The 18,566-nt window shown below is 73.3% G+C and carries 16 protein-coding genes and 1 pseudogene; 10 read left to right on the forward strand and 7 right to left on the reverse strand.

From position 1 onward, the window contains the following. Positions 1–128 precede the first annotated feature (128 nt). Positions 129–515 carry a hypothetical protein gene (locus tag ACZ6S0_RS30385; RefSeq protein ID WP_465922735.1) on the forward strand — a complete coding sequence of 129 codons (387 nt, stop codon included), beginning with the start codon at positions 129–131 and terminating at the stop codon, positions 513–515. A 23-nt stretch (positions 516–538) separates the two neighbouring features. Then, a complete protein-coding gene (locus tag ACZ6S0_RS30390; RefSeq protein ID WP_465922736.1) occupies positions 539–931 on the forward strand; it encodes a hypothetical protein in 393 nt (130 codons plus the stop codon). A gap of 88 nt (positions 932–1,019) precedes the next feature. Here the strand turns inward: ACZ6S0_RS30390 and ACZ6S0_RS30395 are convergent, their stop codons facing one another. The 5 genes from ACZ6S0_RS30395 to aroQ all read right to left on the reverse strand — a co-directional run bounded on the left by ACZ6S0_RS30395 (position 1,020) and on the right by aroQ (position 4,184). After that, complete coding sequence (locus ACZ6S0_RS30395) at positions 1,020–1,679, reverse strand: hypothetical protein (RefSeq protein WP_465922737.1); 660 nt, start codon at positions 1,677–1,679, stop codon at positions 1,020–1,022. Continuing rightward, a complete protein-coding gene (locus ACZ6S0_RS30400; protein WP_465922738.1) occupies positions 1,676–2,371 on the reverse strand; it encodes an ABC transporter ATP-binding protein in 696 nt (231 codons plus the stop codon). Before ACZ6S0_RS30400 ends, ACZ6S0_RS30395 begins: the two co-directional genes overlap by 4 nt. Further along, complete coding sequence (locus ACZ6S0_RS30405) at positions 2,368–2,853, reverse strand: hypothetical protein (RefSeq protein ID WP_465922739.1); 486 nt, start codon at positions 2,851–2,853, stop codon at positions 2,368–2,370. The genes ACZ6S0_RS30400 and ACZ6S0_RS30405 overlap by 4 nt, the downstream gene beginning before the upstream one ends. After that, entirely contained in the window at positions 2,850–3,389 is a 540-nt protein-coding gene (locus tag ACZ6S0_RS30410) for an RNA polymerase sigma factor (protein WP_465922740.1), read from the reverse strand. The genes ACZ6S0_RS30405 and ACZ6S0_RS30410 overlap by 4 nt, the downstream gene beginning before the upstream one ends. Before the next feature lie 138 nt (positions 3,390–3,527). Further along, positions 3,528–4,184 (reverse strand): gamma subclass chorismate mutase AroQ, encoded by a 657-nt coding sequence (aroQ, locus tag ACZ6S0_RS30415; protein WP_465922741.1) that lies wholly within the window; start codon positions 4,182–4,184, stop codon positions 3,528–3,530. A 172-nt stretch (positions 4,185–4,356) separates the two neighbouring features. Here aroQ and ACZ6S0_RS30420 point away from each other — a divergent pair, with 172 nt between their 5' ends. The 5 genes from ACZ6S0_RS30420 to ACZ6S0_RS30440 all read left to right on the forward strand — a co-directional run bounded on the left by ACZ6S0_RS30420 (position 4,357) and on the right by ACZ6S0_RS30440 (position 9,165). Beyond that, a complete protein-coding gene (locus ACZ6S0_RS30420) occupies positions 4,357–4,770 on the forward strand; it encodes a ribonuclease domain-containing protein (RefSeq protein ID WP_465922742.1) in 414 nt (137 codons plus the stop codon). A gap of 8 nt (positions 4,771–4,778) precedes the next feature. After that, positions 4,779–5,138: a barstar family protein gene (locus ACZ6S0_RS30425; protein ID WP_465922743.1), complete on the forward strand. Its 360-nt coding sequence runs from the start codon at positions 4,779–4,781 to the stop codon at positions 5,136–5,138. Between the two features lie 123 nt (positions 5,139–5,261). Further along, a complete protein-coding gene (locus tag ACZ6S0_RS30430; RefSeq protein WP_465922744.1) occupies positions 5,262–6,089 on the forward strand; it encodes an ABC transporter ATP-binding protein in 828 nt (275 codons plus the stop codon). Further along, a complete protein-coding gene (locus tag ACZ6S0_RS30435) occupies positions 6,086–7,081 on the forward strand; it encodes an ABC transporter substrate-binding protein (RefSeq protein WP_465922745.1) in 996 nt (331 codons plus the stop codon). The genes ACZ6S0_RS30430 and ACZ6S0_RS30435 overlap by 4 nt, the downstream gene beginning before the upstream one ends. Beyond that, positions 7,078–9,165, forward strand: a complete 2,088-nt coding sequence (locus ACZ6S0_RS30440; RefSeq protein ID WP_465922746.1) for an iron ABC transporter permease — start codon at positions 7,078–7,080, stop codon at positions 9,163–9,165. The genes ACZ6S0_RS30435 and ACZ6S0_RS30440 overlap by 4 nt, the downstream gene beginning before the upstream one ends. Before the next feature lie 2 nt (positions 9,166–9,167). Here ACZ6S0_RS30440 and ACZ6S0_RS30445 read toward each other — a convergent pair whose 3' ends face one another. Together ACZ6S0_RS30445 and ACZ6S0_RS30450 are read right to left on the reverse strand one after the other, a co-directional pair. Then, entirely contained in the window at positions 9,168–9,851 is a 684-nt protein-coding gene (locus ACZ6S0_RS30445; protein WP_465922747.1) for a class I SAM-dependent methyltransferase, read from the reverse strand. A gap of 298 nt (positions 9,852–10,149) precedes the next feature. After that, a pseudogene (locus ACZ6S0_RS30450) lies at positions 10,150–10,428 on the reverse strand (response regulator); the annotation flags it as partial. Between the two features lie 223 nt (positions 10,429–10,651). Between ACZ6S0_RS30450 and ACZ6S0_RS30455 the strand changes: the two are divergent. The 3 genes from ACZ6S0_RS30455 to ACZ6S0_RS30465 all read left to right on the forward strand — a co-directional run bounded on the left by ACZ6S0_RS30455 (position 10,652) and on the right by ACZ6S0_RS30465 (position 18,124). Continuing rightward, the gene (locus ACZ6S0_RS30455) at positions 10,652–11,347 is read left to right on the forward strand and encodes a helix-turn-helix domain-containing protein (protein WP_465922748.1); all 696 of its coding nucleotides are present in this window, start codon (positions 10,652–10,654) and stop codon (positions 11,345–11,347) included. 226 nt (positions 11,348–11,573) lie between these two features. Next, entirely contained in the window at positions 11,574–13,142 is a 1,569-nt protein-coding gene (locus ACZ6S0_RS30460; protein ID WP_465922749.1) for a phosphodiester glycosidase family protein, read from the forward strand. Positions 13,143–13,375: 233 nt separating this feature from the next. Beyond that, entirely contained in the window at positions 13,376–18,124 is a 4,749-nt protein-coding gene (locus tag ACZ6S0_RS30465) for a GH92 family glycosyl hydrolase (RefSeq protein ID WP_465922750.1), read from the forward strand. The last annotated feature ends 442 nt before the right edge of the window (positions 18,125–18,566 follow it).

The following is an 18,566-nucleotide window of genomic DNA, read 5'->3' on the forward strand; positions in this document are numbered from 1 at the left end:
GGTCCGGGCGGCGGAGGGTCAAGATTCCTTGAACGTCGTGGTGCGGGGTGGTTCATGGCGTCGGCGCCTCCCCTGACTTACTTTTTCCGCTGCAGATCACTTCTGCGGGTAAACCGAAGGGGGTTTCCATGCTGCGTCACATCCTGGCCGGCGCGCTCGTCCTGGCCGCCGCCGGCGGCGTCATGGCCGCTGGGTCCACCGCGCACGCCGAGATCTACGCGCCCTACGCGCGGGCGGGCGCCATCGTCGACTCCGACGGCCGGCTGAACCTGTTCAAGAACGTCATCTCCTCCCAACGGGTCTCCACCGGCCGGTACTGCGTCCGCGTCGCGGACTTCGTGGACGTGACGAAGGCGCTCATCCAGATCACCCCGCGCCGCGAGCTGCGTCTCCCGTACATCGCTTTCCGGAACCCGTCGTCCACCTGTCATGAGCGCAACACGCTCGCCGTCCACGTCACCAACCCCCACACGGGGGAACTGGCCGACGGCGGCTTCGACCTGACCATCGCCTGAGTCGGACCGAGAGAGGACACGCCATGAACACCATCAAGCACCTGACGGCCGCCACGCTCACCGCGGCCGCCGTCCTGGCCCCGGCCGCCGTCGCGCAGGCCGACACCCCGTACGCCCAGGCGTCGGTCGTGGTGCAGGAGAACGGTTCGGCCCACGGCATCAGCAAGAACGTCGAGCGGACGTGGCGGGTCAAGGAGGGGCTCTACTGCATCACCCTCAACGACAACGTCAACCTGGAGGGGCCCGTGGGGGCCCACGTGACGCCGGTGGGCCATTACCGGCACCCGCGGTGGGTGTCGATCTCCCGGAACGTGTGGGACTGCGGCCACTCCGACCACGCGGCCACCATCGCCGTCCGCAGCATCGACACCGACGGCCAGCCGCGCAACGTGGCCTTCATCCTGACCGTTTCCTGAACGATCCCAGCACACCCTCTGCAGCCGCCATTCACGGCTGCAGGGGTTCCCTCCGTGACCTCGCCTCCGTGACCTCACCGCCGTGACCTCATGCGTGCCGCCGTACCGCCAGCAGGGCCAGGGCGGCAAGAGCGAGGGCCAGGACCAGGTAGAGGGCCGTCTCGGCCCGCTGGACGACCCAGTACGACGCGTCCGCCCGCTCCCTCAGCATCCGCCCGCCGAGCTGGACGACCCCGGTGAGCAGCATCGACAGCGGCACGGCGATCCGGGTGTGACCGCTCACCGCGCCCACCGCGACGCCGAGCATCAGCGCGAACACCACCCGGGCGTACGGGACCAGCCCGTGGCTCTCGTAGTACGCCCAGGCCATCGGGTCACCCCGGTACGCCGGGAGCGCCCAGGCCAGCAGCACCCCCAGCGCGCCGGTCGCGGCCAGGGCGCCGGTCGCCGCGACCGCCACGGCGGCGGCCAGCCACCGGCCCCGTGACAGGCTCTGGGTCCAGGCCAGCCGGTGGGTGCCGGTCTCGAACTCGCGGGCGACCAGCGGAGCGCCCCACAGCAGGCAGACCGCCCCGGGCAGGAACCCGGCGAGCTGGACGGTCAGCCCGCTCAGCCCTGGGTCGAGTCGTTCGGCCGCGGCGCAGGCGGCGTACAGCGGGATCAGGGCGGCGACGGCGGCGGCCTGCGCGCGCTGCCCGCGCCACGCCGCCCACAGCGCGCCCCTCGTGATGGACAGTGCCCCGCTCATGAGACGGGCTCGGGGCCGCGCAGGTGGTCGAGCACGAGGTCCTCCAGGGTGGCGGCGGAGTGGGCGCCCAGCAGCGCGGCGAAGCCGCCGCACAGCCGGACGCGGCCCGCGCGCAGCAGGATCAGGTGATCGCACACCCCCACCAGGTCGGCCAGGATGTGGGACGACAGCAGCACGGTCGCCTCCAGCTCGCGCACCACCCCCATCACCTGCACCCGGGCCAGCGGGTCCAGCTCGGCCAGCGGCTCGTCCAGCACCACCAGGTCGGCGCGCTTGCCGACCGCCAGCGCGAGCGCGAGCAGCGTACGCTGGCCGCCCGACAACCGCCCGGCCCGCTCGCCGGGGTCGATGTCGTACGCCGCCAGCAGCGACCTGGCCCGGCCGCCGTCCCAGCGCGGGTTGGTGGCCGCGCCGAAACGCAGCAGGTCGGCCACGCTCCAGCGGCGATAGAGCGGTTTGTCCTGGGCCACGAAGGCGACCCCGGCCAGCTCCAGTGGCCGCCCGAAGACGCGTACCGTGCCGGTGGTCGGCCGCAGCAGCCCGGTCACGACGCTCAGCAAGGTCGACTTGCCCGCCCCGTTCGGGCCGACGAGCGCCGCCCGCGCCCCGGCGGGCACCTCGACGGCGGCCTCGCGCAGCGCCCAGCGGCGCCGGTAGCGTTTGCCGAGCGCCTCGGTCTCCAGCGCGTTCACTCCTCCTCCCCGCCCATCAGCTCCCGCTTGCGGCGCAGGAGCGCGGCCCGGCGGTGGTGCGCCCGTACGGTCAGGGCCAGCGCCGCCGCCACGAACAGCCCGCCGACCGCCAGCGCGGGGCCCACACCCGCGCCCCGCTGGACGGTGACGACGGCCACCAGGCCGGTCGTGACCGCCGAGGCCACCAGCGCGATCCAGGCGGCGATCACCCGGTCGGTCGCGAACAACGGCACCCGGCGGGTCAGCAGCCATCCGCCGTACCCGGCCCAGGCCAGGCAGAACACGGTGAACATCCCGAACGCCAGATGCGTACGGAGGGGCAGCGGCCCCGGCTCGCCACCCCACAGCGCGGTCACGAACACCGTGCCCGCCAGCCCGGCCACCAGCGCCGCCAGCGCCCGCACCCGCCTGCGCGGCGACAGCTCGGGCTCCAGTCGTTCGATCAGCTCGCGCGCCGACAGGCGCGGCTCGTCCTCGGTCATGGCCGGTACCCCTTCTCCTCCAGGTGCTGACGCAGCAGGCGACGGGCCCGGTCGAGTCGCGACTTGACCGTGCCCTCGGGGATGCCGCAGATCTGCGCGCAGTCCTCCACCGGCAGGTCCTCCAGGTAGTACAGGACGATGATCTCCCGCTCCCGCACCGGCAGGCGCGACAGGGCGGCGGCCAGCTCGGCGCGGTCCATTGCGGCCTCGACCGGGTCGTCCGCCGCCGGGCCGCCCTGGTCGAGCGCGTCCTCCTCGCGGGCGTACTCCTCGCGGGCGTACTCGGTGCGCAGGCGGTCGGTCACCGACCGGCGGGCGATCGTGAACAGCCAGGGCGCGAACCGGGCGGGCTCCCGCAACCTGGGCAGGCCGCGTACGACGGCCAGCCACACCTCCTGGCTCACGTCGTCGGCCCGCTCGGCGTCCAGCATGCGCCGCACGTACGTCCACACCGGCGCCCGCCAGCGGGTCACGAGCTCGGCCAGGGCGGCCCGCTCACCCAGTTGCGCGCGGACCACCAGCAGCTCATCGGTCATCTCGTCCTCCCGTCACCCAGCACAGTCGGACGAGAAGCCGCTCAGGTTCACGCCTTCCCGCCTTCGCCCCTTCCAGGATCGCCGGACCACCTATGGAACGGGCGGTCTCCGGGACGGACGGTCATGGGGACGGGTGGTCTATGGGGACGGCGGGCAGACGGGGGTGAGGGCCAGCTCCAGGGCGTGGCGGTGCAGCCGGTCGAGGCGGGTGCGGGACTCGGCGGCCTGCCGGGCCGTGGTGAGGTCCGCCTGGCAGCGGGCGGGCGTCGCGCGCAGCGGCTCGGCCTGCTTGAGCAGGCGCAGGAGCTGCGGGGTGAGCCGGTCGAGTCGCGGGCGCACCTCGGTGGCCAGGTCGGGCTGTCGGCTGGGGCGCAGGTCCGGGCGTATCCGCCAGCGGGCGTGCAACCCGCGTTGCACGAGCTTGCCCGCCGCGATCTGGACCCGGAAGAAGCGCACGCCGGTCTGCGGGAGCAGGCCGGCCTCGGACGACTGGGTGGCCACGGAGTCGAGCAGGGCGCGTTCGCGTTCGAGGTCGGTGATGGGGCTGCCGTCGGCGTACTTGGCCGCCGCCACCTCGTCGGCCAGCAGCAGCCGCCGCGCCGCCAGCTCGGCCAGCTCGGACATCGCCTGCCGGGCGGCCGGTGACGCCACGCTCGCGGAGGGGCGGGCGGGCACGGCCGCCAGGGCGGACGTTCCGGCGAGGACGGGCAGGGTACAGGTAGACACGCCACAGGTGGGCAGGGTGACGGCGAGCAGGAGTGCGGCGGCCGTGGTGGCGCGGCGGGCCAAGGACATGAGGACGACTCCGGTGTGTGACGATGAAATGACCATCCGTACGTGCCCGTTCCGGCCGGTGGGTAGCCGTGCGCGAAGAGTTCACCGTTCTTTTGACCCCGTTTGCCTTCCTTTGACGGGAAATCAGCGGCGATCATGACAACGTCGGTCACATCCCCCGCAAGGAGGCTTCGTGCACGCTCTGCCGCACTCCCGGCCGTCGTGGGCCGTACGGCTCGCCGCGGTCCTCGCCGCCGCCATCTCCCTCGTCGCGCTGACCGGCGTCGTCCCCGCCGACGCCGCGGTCTACAACTCCTGCACCATCTCCCGGTGCGCCGACGCCCGCAACGCCCGCTCGGTCTGGGCCGGCAAGGGCTTCCCCACCTCCGCCGGCTGGTACACCTGGCCCGACGGCCGCTACAACTACACCGGCGGTCGCCACTACAACCGCGAGGGCCAGTTGCCCACCAACGCCACCTACTACGAGTACGACGTCTACTCCCGCACACAGGGCGCCGCCCGCGACGCGTACCGGATCGTGGTCAACCGCAGCACCGGCGTGACCTGGTTCTCGCCCAACCACTACACCGACTTCTACCGGCTCTAGGGGCTTCCATGACCGCCGCCGCGCGTCCGCTGCCGCACTGGCTGACCGTGTCCACCGGCCCGGCGCCGGCGGTGGTGGACGGCCGGGCCGGCCGGACCCGTGCCGCCTTCTTCGAGGAGGTGGCGCGGGCCCTGCGCCTGCCCGGATACTTCGGCCGCAACTGGGACGCGCTCACCGACTGCCTGCGCGACCTCGACCCCCCGCCGCCCCTCTTCTTCGAGCACGCCGAGGAGTTGCTGGTCGACGAGCCCGACCGGCAGTTCGCCATCCTGCTGGAGGTGCTCGGCGACGCCGCCGCGGCCGGGATGACCGTGACGCTGTGCACCGACCCCGCCCACGAGGCCGAACTCCGCGCCCGGCTGCCTTGAGCCCTGCCGCCTTCCACCAGGCCGCCTTCGACCCGCCGCCGACGCCCGCCGTCTTGGGTCCGGCATGACCCGGCCGTGACCCCGCCATGGCGTTGACGACAAGGTTAGCCTAACCTTAGTGCCATGACCGAGGAGATCTCTCTCCGCGGCGCGGAGCTTTGCCTCAGCTACCACGGCACCACCGTGGTCGAGGACGGTCGCATCACCCTGCGGCCGGGCCACGTGACCGCCCTGGTGGGCCCGAACGGCAGCGGCAAGTCCACGCTGCTGCGCGCCCTGGCCAGGCTGCACCGCCCCGACCGCGGTGCCGTGACCCTGGGAGACGGCGCCGACGCGCTGAGCCTGTCGGCCCGTGACTTCGCCCGCCGGGTGACGCTGCTGGCCCAGAGCCGTCCCACCCCCGGCGGCGTACAGGTGCGCGACGTCGTCGGCTACGGCCGCCACCCCTACCGGCGGCGCTGGAAGTCCGGCGACCCCGAGGGCGCCGCCGCCGTCGCCAGGGCGATGGAGCTGACCGGCGTGAGCGACATGGCCGAGCGGCCGGTGGACGAGCTGTCCGGCGGCGAACTGCAGCGCGTCTGGCTGGCCACCTGCCTGGCCCAGGACACCGGCGTCCTGCTGCTGGACGAGCCCACCACGTTCCTCGACCTGCGCTACCAGGTCGAGCTGCTGGAGCTGATCCGCGATCTGGCCGACGAGCACGACGTGGCGATCGGCGTGGTCCTGCACGACCTCAACCAGGCCGCCGAGATCGCCGACCACGTCGTGCTGCTGCACCGGGGCCGGGTACGCGCCGACGGCCCGCCCGCCCAGGTGCTCACCGAGAGCCTGCTCTGCGACACCTACGGTCTCCGCATCGAGGTCGGCCACGACCCCCGTACGGGAATCGTGACCACCCGCCCGATCGGCCGCCACACCCGACGCGACACCAGCGTCACCGTAACGACATGACAGGAACCACCATGCGCAGTGCCCTGACGGCCATCGCCGCCCTCGTCGTCCTCGCCGCCTGCGGCACGACCGAGGCGCCCGTACCCGAGGCCGCCTCCGGCAGCGCCGCGCCGCCCTCCGCCGCGCCCGTGACCGTCACCGACAGCCGCGGCAAGCAGATCACGCTCGACCGCCCGGCCACCCGGGTCGTCAGCCTGGAGTGGGGCGAGACCGAGATGCTGGCCGGACTCGGCGTCATGCCGGTGGGCGCGGCCGACGTCAAGGGGTACGCCACCTGGGTCACCGCCGCCAAGCTCGACCCCTCGGTCAAGGACGTCGGCACCCGGCAGGAGCCCAGCGTCGACTCCATCAGCGCCCTGCAGCCCGACCTGGTCGTCATGGAGACCGGGCGGGACGCGGCGCTGGTGGCGCAACTGGAGAAGTTCGTGCCGGTGCTGGTGGCCAAGGGCAGCGACGCGGCCGACAACCTCAAGCGCATGCGCGACGACCTCAACATGATCGCCGCGGCGGTGGGCAAGACCGACGCGGCCACCAAGCAGCTCGCCGACTTCGACGCGGCCCTCGCCGCCGGCAAGCAGAAGATCGCCGACGCGGGCGCGGCCGGCCGGCCGTTCGTGATGGCCGACGGGTGGAAGCAGGGCAGCACGATCTCGGTCCGCCTGTTCGGCAAGGGCTCGCTGGTCTCGGAGGTCGCCGGGCAGCTCGGCCTGGAGAACGCCTGGACCGGCGAGGTCGACCCCGAGTGGGGTCTGGGCAACACCGACGTCGAGGGCTTGACCGCGCTGAAGGACCCCGACCTCCGCTTCTTCTACAACGCCTCGGACGGCGACGACGTCTTCGCCGAAGGGCTGGCCGGCAACGCCATCTGGAAGTCGCTGCCGTTCGTCGAGAAGCAGCAGGTGACCAAGCTGCCCGACGGCATCTGGACGTTCGGCGGGCCGCTGTCGTCCCTGCAGTACGCCGACGCGCTGGTCAAGGCGTACACGGGTTGAGCACGGACGTCCTGGCCCCGGCCCCGCCCGCGACGCCGCTGCGGCGGCTGGGCACCGCCGGGGTCCTCCTCCTCGCGCTGGCGGCCACCGTCCTGGTGGCCGCGGTGCACGTGACGCAGGGCACGTCGTCGGTCGGCGCGTTCGACCTGCTGGCGCTGCCGTTCGGCGGCAGCGACGAGGCGGCCCGCGTGCTGCTGGCCTCCCGCCTGCCCCGGCTGCTGGCCGGGGCCTGCGTGGGCGTCGCGCTGGGCGTGGCGGGCGCGCTGCTGCAGGCGGTGGCCCGCAACGCGATGGCCTCGCCGGACACGCTGGCCGTGAGCGCGGGCGCGTACCTGGCGGTCGCGGCGGCGGCGGCCTTCGGGCTGGTGCTGCCGGTGCCGGTGACGGGCGGGCTGGCGCTGTTCGGCGGGCTGGCCGCGGCCGCACTGGTGCTGGCGCTGTCGGCGGGCGGGCGCAGCGGCACCACCCGGCTGATCCTGGCCGGGTCGGCCACGGCCCTGGCGCTCAGCTCGCTGACCAACCTGTTCATGATCCTCTTCGAGCAGGAGACGACCGGGCTGTTCGCCTGGGGCAGCGGCTCGCTCGTGCAGAGCGACCTGGACGCCGTCGCCAGGTTCGGCCCGGTGATCGCGCTGGCCCTGGGCGCGGCGGTGCTGGCCGGGCCCCGGCTGGACATCCTCGGCCTGGGCGACGACACCGCGACCGTGCTCGGCGTGAACGTGCGGCGGCTGCGCCTGTGGCTGACGCTGCTGGCGGTGCTGCTGTCGGCCGCGGCGGTGACGATCGCGGGGCCCATCGGGTTCGTCGGGCTGTGCGCGCCGGTGATCGTACGGCTGCTCCCCCGGTCGATTCCCGGCCTGCACCGGCACCGCGTGCTGCTGCCCCTGACGGGGCTGGCCGGGGTGCTGGTCGTGCTGGGCTCCGACATCGCGCTGCGGGCCGTGCTGGGCGGGGGCGCGGGCGTCGAGGTGCCGCCCGGCGTGGTGACGACGGTGCTCGGCGCCGCGGTCATGGTGTGGCTGGCCCGCCGTTACCGCGACGCGGGCCCGACCCGGCAGCCGCCGGCCGTGCGCACGGGCGCGACCCGTTCGCGGGCCGCCTTCCTGGCCGTCGTCGCCGTCTGCGCGGCCCTGCTGGCGGGCGCGCTGGTGCTGGGCATGCTCGGCGGTGACCGGTGGCTGATGACCGGCGACGTGGCCAACTGGCTCCAGGGCCGCAGCGGGCGGGCGCTGACGTTCGTGCTCGACCAGCGCTGGCCGCGCGTGCTGGCCGCCGCGCTGGCGGGTACGGCGCTGGCCGTGGCTGGCGCGGCGGTGCAGGCCGTGTGCCGCAACCCGCTCGCGGAGCCTGGCGTGCTGGGCGTCACGGCCGGGGCGGGGGTCGGCGCGGTCGGGCTGCTCACGCTGGCGCCGCTGGCGGGCGTCTGGCCGATGTCCGCGGCGGCGGGGCTGGGTGCGCTGGTCGCGTTCGCGCTGGTCTATGGGCTGTCGTGGCGCGGCGGGCTCAGTTCCGACCGGCTGGTCCTCATCGGGGTCGCCGTACAGGCCGCCTGTACGGCCGTCACCGTCCTGATCATCGTGCTGTCCGACCCGTGGAACACCGCCAAGGCCCTGACCTGGCTGTCCGGCTCCACGTACGGCCGTGTCCCTGCGCAGCTCGTCCCGGTCACGCTGGCGCTGCTGGCCGTCGTCCCGCTGCTGGCCTGGCTGCGCCGCGACCTCGACCTGCTCTCCCTGGACGAGGACACCCCGCGCGTCCTCGGCGTCCCCCTGGAGCCGGTACGCCTGGGCGCGCTGGCCGGGGCCGTCCTCCTGACCTCCACGGCGGTGTCGGCGGTCGGGGTCGTCGGCTTCGTCGGCCTGGTGGCCCCGCACGCCGCCCGCGCGCTGGTCGGCGCCCACCACACGCGGGTGCTGCCGGTGGCCGCGCTGCTCGGCGCGCTGCTGGTCAGCCTGGCTGACACGCTGGGGCGTACGGTGATCGCGCCCGCGCAGGTGCCGGCCGGGCTGGTGACGGCGCTGCTCGGCACGCCGTACTTCGTCTACCTGCTGTGGCGGGCCCGCGCCCGCGGCGAGTCGGGCTGACGCTACGGCTGCCCAGCGGCGTCGGGGCCGGGCCGCGACTGGAAGACGGTGACCGAGAAGGGGCGGTGCGCGTCTTCGTCGACGTGGTGCAGCAACCGGGTCATGGGGTCGCCGAGGTAGGTGTAGAGGCGGTCGGCCTCCGGCCACGGGTGCACGAGGAGCAGCAGGCCGCCGGGCCGGACGAGCTCGACGAGGCGGGCAGAGGCCAGGCGGAGGCGGTCGTCGCGGCCCAGGTAGTAGAGGGTCTCGGCGCACACGACCAGGTCGAACTCGCCAGGCTGCCCGTAGGCGATCAGGTCGGCGCGGGTGAAGTTCAGCAGCGGCGGCCCCGGGCGGGCGCGGGCCCGGTTGAGCGCGCGTTCGGAGATGTCCACGCCGGTGACCTGCGCCTCGGGGTACTGGGCGGCGATCAGGTGGGTGAAGGCGCCCTCGGCGCAGCCCACGTCGAGGATGCGGCGGTAGGGACGGTCGGGCAGCATCTGCAGCGTGGTGGCGTATTTGCGCTGCTCGTACGCGTCGGTCTGCAGCCGCCACGGGTCGGGCGAGCGGTGCCACCAGTCGAAGTAGCGGCGCAGCACCACCGCCTGCCCGCCGGGCGGGAGCAGGGAGACCCCCTTGAACAGGGCTCGGTGGAGCAGCTCGGGGATGGGCTGCGGGCCGGTTTCTCGACGAGGCTGGCGGAGCATGATCACAATCTACGCAGTGCGCGGCACATCCGTCATGGGTCTCAAGACGTAAAGACGCGCTCATACTCAGGTAGTAGTGAGCGGGGACAGGGCCGTTCGTCAGCACCTCCACCTCGCGCTCGCTCAGCTCCCCGACGTGCCTGGCGGCCGGGACGGGCGCCCTGAGCCGGGCGAACTCGTCGATCAGCCGGCGCGTCACCGACGGCGCGAGCAGCGCCTCGCCGGCCGCCACGACCCGCACCGCGTCGCCCAGCTCGCGGGCGCCGGCCTTCTTCAGCAGGAAGCCGCTGGCGCCCGCGTGCAGCGCCTGGTAGACGTACTCGTCCAGGTCGAACGTGGTGAGCACGACGACCTTGGTCCGCCCGGCGACCTGCCGGGTGGCCTCCAGCCCGTCGAGCACCGGCATGCGCACGTCCATCAGCACGACGTCGGGCCTCAGCTCGTCGACCATGGCCACGGCCTCGCCGCCGTCGGCCGCCTGCCCCACCACCTCGATGTCGGGCTGCGCGTTGAGCAGCACCACGAGGCCCTCGCGGACCATGGCCTGATCGTCGGCGATCAGCACCCGGATCGTCATCCCTCTTCCCTCCCCGCCAGCGGCAGCCGGGCCAGGACCCGGTAGGTGGTCGGTTCAGGCGCGAGACGGGCCCTGCCGCCCGTCTACCAGCGAGCCTGCCGTATGGGGATACCAGCGAGCCTGCCGCATACGGACGCCGAACGCGCCCGTCCGCCGCGGCCTAAGCTGGTCCACGGGCACTTCGGACGTCTTGCATCAAATGGGAGGAATGACCCTTATGGGGTTGGAAGTCGAGAGCCGGCCGTCCGACTCTCCGTACATCGAGCGGGTGTGGCGCAGCCGCAGCGACGGCGTCGGCCGGATGACGGCGGTCGCGGCCTCCCGCTGGGACCTGGTCTTCTGGCAGCACCGCGGGCAGGTGAGCGCAGCCGTGGCCGGGCCGGAGACGAAGGCGAGCCAGGCTCCGGTGCCCGAAGACGCCACGTTCTTCGGCATCACCTTCGTCCACGGCGCGCTGATGCCTCACCTGCCGGTCGAGCAGGTCGTCGACAGGCAGGTGGAGCTCCCGGGCGCGACCAGCCGATCGTTCCGGCTGCACGGCTCGTCCTGGCACCTGCCGGGCTACGAGGACGCGGAGGCATTCGTCGCGCGGCTGGTGCGCGAGGAGATCCTGGTCCGCGACCCGATCGTGCCGGCGGTGCTGGACGGGGCGGCGCCGGAGGTGTCCGTACGCACGCTCCAGCGGCGTTTCCTGGCGGCGACCGGGCTGACCAGGGCCGCCATCCGGCAGATCGACCGCGTCAGGAGCGCGGCGGTGCTGCTCCAGGAGGGCGTGCCGGCCCACGACGTGATCCACCGGCTCGGCTACTACGACCAGCCGCATCTGGCGCGGTCGCTGACCCGCTACGTCGGGCGCACCGCCACGCAGCTCACCGACCCCGGCCCGGCGGAGCCGCTGTCGCTGCTGTACCAACCCTGAGCCACCGGCTTCCGCGACCCGAGCCGTCTCCCGGCCTCGGGCGTTCGTACGAGACTTGAGCCGTCCCGTTCCCCCGGCGGCGGCGGTGGACCGGGCGGGAGCTGTCGCACCGGCCCGGTGCTGTTCACCTGGCTGCTCCGCGCACAGCGCCCGCCGTTCGGCCCGACGCCATCCGCAGGTCCTTGACTGCCGGGGCACACAATTCGCTGGCGAATCAAGGATGTACATGCACCGCAACACCCTCTCCGCCGTCGCGGCGGCCGCGATCCTGCTGGCCGGGAGCGCGCCCGCGGTGGCGGCCACCCCGCAGGACTCGTTCTTCGGCGGACGGCTGCCGCTGAGCGCCCCGCCGGTGACCTCGACCGTGGCGCCGGGCGTGACGCTGACCACCATGTCGCTCGGGGCCAAGGACGACGGCGACTACTGGACCGTACACGTCTACCTGCCCGGCACGCCCGACGGGCCGCTCAACACGGCCGGCACCGCGCTGGGGGCCAGGGAGATCGCCGACCGGGTGGCCAGAGCGGCCCGGGAGAAGGGCTTCGAGCCGCGGATCGAGGAGGTCACCGCGCCCGCGTACGCCGACCGTCCGGCGGGCACGCTCGGCTGGACCGTCAGGGTCGGCCGGTACGCCACCTCCGCCGAGGCGTCCGCCGCGCTCTCCAAGCTCAGGGCGGCGGGTTTCGCCGGCGGCACCCGCTACACCGCGCAGGACGGCACCGACCCCAGTGCCCCGCAGAAGGTGCACGTGCTGCGGGTGGACTTCCGCGAGTTCGGCGGCACGGTCGGCACCGACTTCGGCGCGACGCTGAACGGCACGGAGAAGCTGACCGACCTCGCCGCCGCGGCCGGTGCGGTCGCCGGGATCAACGCGCAGTGGTTCTACAACAGCGCCCCCGGCGGCATGTACGTCAAGGACGGCAAGCTGATCGGCTCGGCCACCCAGGGCAGGGGCGGCATCAAGATCACCAAGGGCGGGCGCTCCGTCGACGTGGACGCCTACACCGCCCACGTCACCCTGCGCGCCGGCCGGGAGAACGTGGAGATCGACGGCGTCAACCGGGTGCCGGGCGAGATCTACAACTGCGGCGGCGTGGGCGGCGACCAGCCCACCGAGAAGCCGCAGCACGACCTGAAGTGCACCGACGACAGTGAGCTGGTGCTGTTCACCCCCGAATGGGGCACCCCGCCGTCCGGCGCGGGCGCCGAGGCGGTGCTGGACGCGCGCGGCACGGTGACGGCGGTCAACGCCTCGCGCGGCGCGGCGGTGCCCGCCGGCGGGTCCACGATCCAGGCCATCGGCGACAGCGCCGCCTGGCTGCTCGAACACGCCAAGGCGGGCGAGCGGCTGCGGGTCGGCGAGCGGGTCGAGGACAGCAGGGGCCGGCGGGTCGCGCTGACCAAGGACACCACGATCCTCCAGGTCGGGCCCACGCTCGTACGGGACGGCCGGGTGTCGGTGAACGCGGCGGCCGACGGCCTCGTCCGCGAGGGCACCGACCAGACGTTCACCTACAACTGGACCCTGCGCGCCAACCCCCGGTCGATGATCGGCATGGACGACCGCGGCCGCCTCATGCTGGTGGTCGTCGACGGGCGGCAGGACGGCTACAGCGAGGGCCTGGGGATCGCCCAGACGGCCGAGCTGATGAAGCTGCTCGGGGCGCGCGAGGCGATGAACCTCGACGGCGGCGGCTCCAGCGTCATGGTCACCTCGGGGACCGGCATCGTGAACCGGCCCTCGGACGCGACCGGCCAGCGCTCGCTCGGCAACGTCTTCCTGGTCCGCCCGTAGCGAAGGCACTCCTCACCGCTCTCCTCGCCAGGGCCCGGCCCGCGACCACCACCGCGCGCCGGGCCCTGGCGCGTGCGCCGGGCCCGTCGGGTGGGCCAGGCGCTGGCGTCGGCGGGACCGCCGGATGACAACGCTGTCTTGACAGCGCGCCCCCGGCTTGAAACTTTCGTAGCAAATCGGGGTGACAACGTTGTCAAATCATCGGCCACCGACGTACGAAAGGCACCCCCCGAGTGAAACGCCCTATCCTGACGGCGGTCTTATGCCCCGTCGTCGCGCTCCTGCTCGCCACCCCCGCCGCCTACGCCCTCACCTCCAGCTCCGGATCGGATCCCGTGCAAAATCCCGGCCCGTCGGGCACCCCCGCCCCCGGCCCCTCCTCCAGCCCGCCACCCGACCCCGGCCCGGCCGAGCCCGCCCCCTCGACCGAGGAGCTGCGGCGGGCCGCCCTCGACGGCCAGTCGCTGGCCAAGTCGGAGGGGGCGGCCTTCGCCACCTCCTTCGAGCCCGGCGATCCCCAGCCGACCTGGCTCAACACCGCCGAGAGGTCCCGTGACACCACCGGCACGCTGCCCGGCGGCATCGAGGGCGGCATCTCCGACCAGGTCGCCCGGGTCTCCGCCAGCGGCGAGTACGCCTCCGCGGGCGAGGTGAAGGAGAACCTGGCCGACGGCGACGCCAACACCAAGTGGCTGGTCTTCACCGCCACGGGCTGGGCCCAGTACACCCTGCACGCCCCCGTCGCGGTCGTCCACTACGCGCTGACCTCCGCCGACGACTCCCCCGAACGCGACCCCCGCGACTGGCAGCTCCAGGGCTCGCAGGACGGGCAGACCTGGACCACCCTGGACACCCGCACCGGCGAGACGTTCACCGCGCGCCACCAGCGCAAGGAGTACCGCTTCCCCGGCACCACCGCCTACGCCCACTACCGGCTGAACGTCACCCGCATCGGCGGCGGCTCCACCCTGCAACTGGCCGAGTGGGAGCTGTCGGACGGCCGGAGCGGCCCCCGTCCGCCCAGCGACATGCGCAGCCAGGTGGGCACGGGACCGACCGGCGGCTTCGTCTCCAAGCCCCGCGCCGGCTTCACGGGACTGCGCGCGCTCCAGTACGCCGGCAGCACCACCGGCCAGAACGGCGGCCACTCCTGGAACAAGGTGTTCGAGGTGGACCTCCCCGTCACGTCCGCCACGGAGCTGTCCTACGTGGTCTTCCCCGAGTTCACCGCGGCCGACCCGCGCTATCCCAGCACGTACGTCTCGGTGGACCTGGCCTTCGCGGACGGCACCTACCTGAGCGACCTGAAGGCGGTCGACCAGCACGGAGTGCGGCTGTCCCCGCGCGCGCAGGGCGAGTCCAAGACCCTCTACGCCGACCAGTGGAACTACAAGCACGCCAGGATCGGCGAGGTGGCCAAGGGCAAGCGGATCACCCGCGTCCTGGTGGCCTACGACAGCCCCGCCGGGCAGGCCGGGTTCCGCGGCTGGGTGGACGACATCAAGATCGTCTCGGAGCGGAGGCGGGAGCCGTACGAGGGCCGCGAGGAGCGGCGGGCCGGGCTGACGCAGTACGTGTCGACGACCCGCGGCACGCACTCCACGGGCGGCTTCTCGCGCGGGAACAACTTCCCCGCCACGGCCGTGCCGCACGGGTTCAACTTCTGGACGCCGATGACCAACGCCGGCTCGACGAGCTGGCTGTACGAGTACCACCGGGCCAACAACGCGGCCAACCAGCCTGAGATCCAGGCGTTCACGGCGAGCCACGAGCCCAGCCCGTGGATGGGCGACCGGCAGACGTTCCAGTTCATGCCCTCGGCCGCCGAGGGGACGCCGGACCCGTCGCGCACGGCGCGGGCGCTGGCCTTCCGCCACGAGCGGGAGATCGCCCGGCCGCACCTGTACGCCGTCACCTTCGACAACGGGCTCACCACCGAGATCGCGCCCACGGACCACGCGGCGCTGGCCCGCTTCACCTTCCCCGGTGACGCGGCCAAGCTGGTCTTCGACAACGTCGACAACAACGGCGGCCTCACGCTCGACATCGCGAACGGCGTGGTCACCGGCTACTCCGACGTCCGCAGCGACCTGTCCACCGGGGCCACGCGGATGTTCTACCACGCCGTCTTCGACCGCCCGGTCACCGGCGGCGGCAGGCTCACCGGCCAGGGCCGCGACAACGTGCTGGGCTACCTGTCCTTCGACGCCGGCCAGAGCCGCACGGTGAGCATGCGCATCGCGTCCTCGCTGATCAGCGTGGAGCAGGCCAGGCGGAACCTGGAGCTGGAGATCGCCGCCTCCGACACGCTGGAGACGGTCGGCGAGCGGGCCCGCCGGGCGTGGGAGGCCAAGCTGGGCGTCATCGAGGTCGAGGGCGCCACCCGCGACCAGCTCGTCACCCTCTACTCCAACCTCTACCGGCTGTTCCTCTATCCCAACTCCGGCTTCGAGAACACCGGCACCGCCGCCGCCCCCGTCTTCCGGCACGCCGTGCAGTCGTCCACGACCACCCCGCCCAGCACGCCCACCCACACGGGGGCGCCGGTGGCCGACGGGAAGGTGTACGTCAACAACGGCTTCTGGGACACCTATCGCACCACGTGGCCCGCGTACGCGCTGCTCACGCCGGAGGCGGCCGGTGAGATGGCGGACGGGTTCGTCCGGCAGTACGAGGACGGCGGCTGGATCGCCCGCTGGTCCTCTCCCGGCTACGCCGACCTGATGGTCGGCACCAGCTCCGACGTAGCCTTCGCCGACGCCTACCTGAAGGGCGTGGGCGGCTTCGACGCCGAGAAGGCGTACGAGGCCGCGGTCAAGAACGCCACCGTCGCCGCGCCCACCCGCCACGTGGGCCGCAAGGGCCTGCCGACCTCGGTCTTCCTCGGCTACACCAGCGTCGAGTCGACCGGCGAGGCCATGTCGTGGGCGCTGGACGGCTACATCAACGACTTCGGCATCGCGAACATGGCCAAGGCCCTGGCCGAACGCGCCACGGGCGCCGAGCGGGCCCGTTACCTGGAGGAGCACGAATACTTCAGGAACCGGGCGCTCAACTACGTGCACCTGTTCGACCCGGCGGCCGGCTTCTTCCAGGGCCGCGCCGCCGACGGCTCCTTCCGCCGCACGCCCGGCGCGTACGACCCGCGTACGTGGGGCTTCGACTACACCGAGACCAACGGCTGGAACATGGCCTTCCACGTCCCGCAGGACGGCCGCGGCCTGGCCAACCTCTACGGCGGCGCGGACGCGCTGGCGGCCAAGCTGGACGCGTTCTTCGCCACGCGGGAGACGGCGCTGTTCCCCGGCTCGTACGGCGGGATCATCCACGAGATGCGCGAGGCCCGCGACGTCCGGATGGGCCAGTACGGGCACAGCAACCAGCCCTCGCACCACATCCCCTACATGTACGACTACGCGGGGCAGCCGTGGAAGACCCAGGCCAAGGTGCGCGAGGCGCTCTCCCGGCTGTACCTGGGCAGCGAGATCGGCCAGGGCTACGCGGGCGACGAGGACAACGGGGAGATGTCGGCCTGGCAGATCTTCGGCGCGCTGGGCTTCTACCCGCTGCAGATGGGCAGCCCGGCCTACGCGATCGGCTCGCCGCTGTTCGACAAGGCGACGGTGCGGCTGGAGAACGGGAAGAAACTCGTGATCAGGGCGCGGGACAACAGCGCGCGCAACGTGTACGTCCAAGGGCTGAAGGTCAACGGCAAGGCGTACGGGAAGACGTACCTGCCGCACGAGCTGATCGCCAAGGGCGGCGAGCTGGAGTTCGAGATGGGGCCGCGGCCGTCGCGCTGGGGCACCGGCAAGGACGCCGCGCCGCCCTCGATCACCCGTGACGACCGCGTGCCCGCGCCGCTGCACGACCTCACCGGGCCGGGGCGCGGCACGGCGACGGGGGCGGGCGGCGCCGACGTGAGCGCGTTGTTCGACGACGACTCGGCCACCCGGGCGGCGCTGCCCTCCTGGGTCGGGTACTCGTTCCCCGGCGAGCGGGAGGCGCGCTTCTACACGCTCACGTCCGGCGCGGGGCAGCCGGGCGAGGATCCGACCGGCTGGGTCCTGGAGGGCTCCGCCGACGGCGCCTCGTGGACGGCGCTGGACGAGCGGTCGGGGCAGGGCTTCGCGTGGCGGTCGCAGACCCGGCCGTTCAAGATCGCCACGCCGGGTGCGTACGCCCACTACCGGATCCGGTTCACCGGCGGGACGTCGCTGGCGGAGATCGAGCTGCTCGCGCCCGCGCCGCCGGAGACCTCGCCGCTGGTCGTCGAGGCCGCCCCGGCTCTCGCGGGGGCGGGCGAGACCGTGCCGATCCCGGTGAAGGTGTCCAACCACGGCGCCCGTCCGGCCGACGGGCGGCTGACCGCCACCGGGCCCGAGGGCTGGACGGTCCGGCCCGCCGCCGCGGACTTCGGGCCCGTCGCGCCGGGCGCGTCGCAGACGGTGACGTTCGAGGTGGCGGTGCCGGGCACGGCCGCTCCCGGCGCCTACCCCGTACGGTTCTCGGCGGCCTCCGGCCAGGGCCCGGCCACCGAGCAGGCGACGGTCACCGTGCTCGGCGACACCGTGCAGTTCACCCCGGGCACCGCCGCCGAGGAGCCCTGGCTGCTGGAGGAGGGCGGGTCCCAGCTCGACGGCGAGGTGTTCGACGGGCGGGCCCGCTTCACCGACGGCGACCGCCACGCCGTCTACCGGTTCGCGCTGCCGGGGCAGGTGAGCGGGGGCTCGCTGACCCTGGACCTCGGCAACCAGTTCCTCGTCCAGGTCTCGGCCGACAACCAGACCTGGCGGACGGTGCTGGAGGAGACCGAGAACGTCCGCGACCTGTCCAACCGGGGGCCGCGCACGCTCGACCTGGCCGACCTGCGGGGTCAGGGAGGCACGTTCTACCTGCGCCTCGGCGACAGCCGGCCGGCGGACGGCTGGGGGGCCTGGCTGGCCAGGGTCCGCCTCGACCTGCGCCGCGCCCCGGCCTAGCTGTGGCGACCGGCGGAGGCGCCCGGGGCCGCGCTCGCCCCGGGCACCTCCGCAGGTGCTGGAGTGCGGGGGTTCATCGAGACCACCGTCCATGGACGGGACCGCCCAGCCTCTTGATCGTGATCTCCCGAGAAGAGGACGCGATGAACATGCGGAGCGATCACGACCTGCCGCCGGGCGTGCCGTGCGCGATGAGCCCGAGTGCCCCGTACCACCTCGGCTACGTGGTGCCGGACATCGAGCGTCGGGTCCTGGGCCGACGGGATCGACGCCTGCGCACGGCGTCTCGCCGAGGACGGCTACCCGCTGGACTTCGACGCCCGGCCGTACGGCCGCCCCTGGGCCGCTGATCGTCCCTCGGACGAAGGCCGGTGGCCCGCACCGCGTCCCGGCCGAAAGCCCGTCCCGCCTAGTCTGTTCACATCCCGATCGCACAGGGCAC

This window comes from Nonomuraea sp. NPDC051298, from assembly GCF_055586305.1.

What these genes read in the sequence shown, in the direction of transcription:
- aroQ (WP_465922741.1), bottom strand. Translation starts at nt 4,184, where the DNA reads ATGTCCTTGGCCCGCCGCGCCACCACGGCCGCCGCACTCCTGCTCGCC.
- ACZ6S0_RS30460 (WP_465922749.1), top strand. Translation starts at nt 11,574, where the DNA reads ATGCACCGCAACACCCTCTCCGCCGTCGCGGCGGCCGCGATCCTGCTG.
- ACZ6S0_RS30430 (WP_465922744.1), top strand. Translation starts at nt 5,262, where the DNA reads ATGACCGAGGAGATCTCTCTCCGCGGCGCGGAGCTTTGCCTCAGCTAC.
- ACZ6S0_RS30385 (WP_465922735.1), top strand. Translation starts at nt 129, where the DNA reads ATGCTGCGTCACATCCTGGCCGGCGCGCTCGTCCTGGCCGCCGCCGGC.
- ACZ6S0_RS30395 (WP_465922737.1), bottom strand. Translation starts at nt 1,679, where the DNA reads ATGAGCGGGGCACTGTCCATCACGAGGGGCGCGCTGTGGGCGGCGTGG.
- ACZ6S0_RS30405 (WP_465922739.1), bottom strand. Translation starts at nt 2,853, where the DNA reads ATGACCGAGGACGAGCCGCGCCTGTCGGCGCGCGAGCTGATCGAACGA.
- ACZ6S0_RS30445 (WP_465922747.1), bottom strand. Translation starts at nt 9,851, where the DNA reads ATGCTCCGCCAGCCTCGTCGAGAAACCGGCCCGCAGCCCATCCCCGAG.
- ACZ6S0_RS30390 (WP_465922736.1), top strand. Translation starts at nt 539, where the DNA reads ATGAACACCATCAAGCACCTGACGGCCGCCACGCTCACCGCGGCCGCC.
- ACZ6S0_RS30410 (WP_465922740.1), bottom strand. Translation starts at nt 3,389, where the DNA reads ATGACCGATGAGCTGCTGGTGGTCCGCGCGCAACTGGGTGAGCGGGCC.
- ACZ6S0_RS30435 (WP_465922745.1), top strand. Translation starts at nt 6,086, where the DNA reads ATGACAGGAACCACCATGCGCAGTGCCCTGACGGCCATCGCCGCCCTC.
- ACZ6S0_RS30425 (WP_465922743.1), top strand. Translation starts at nt 4,779, where the DNA reads ATGACCGCCGCCGCGCGTCCGCTGCCGCACTGGCTGACCGTGTCCACC.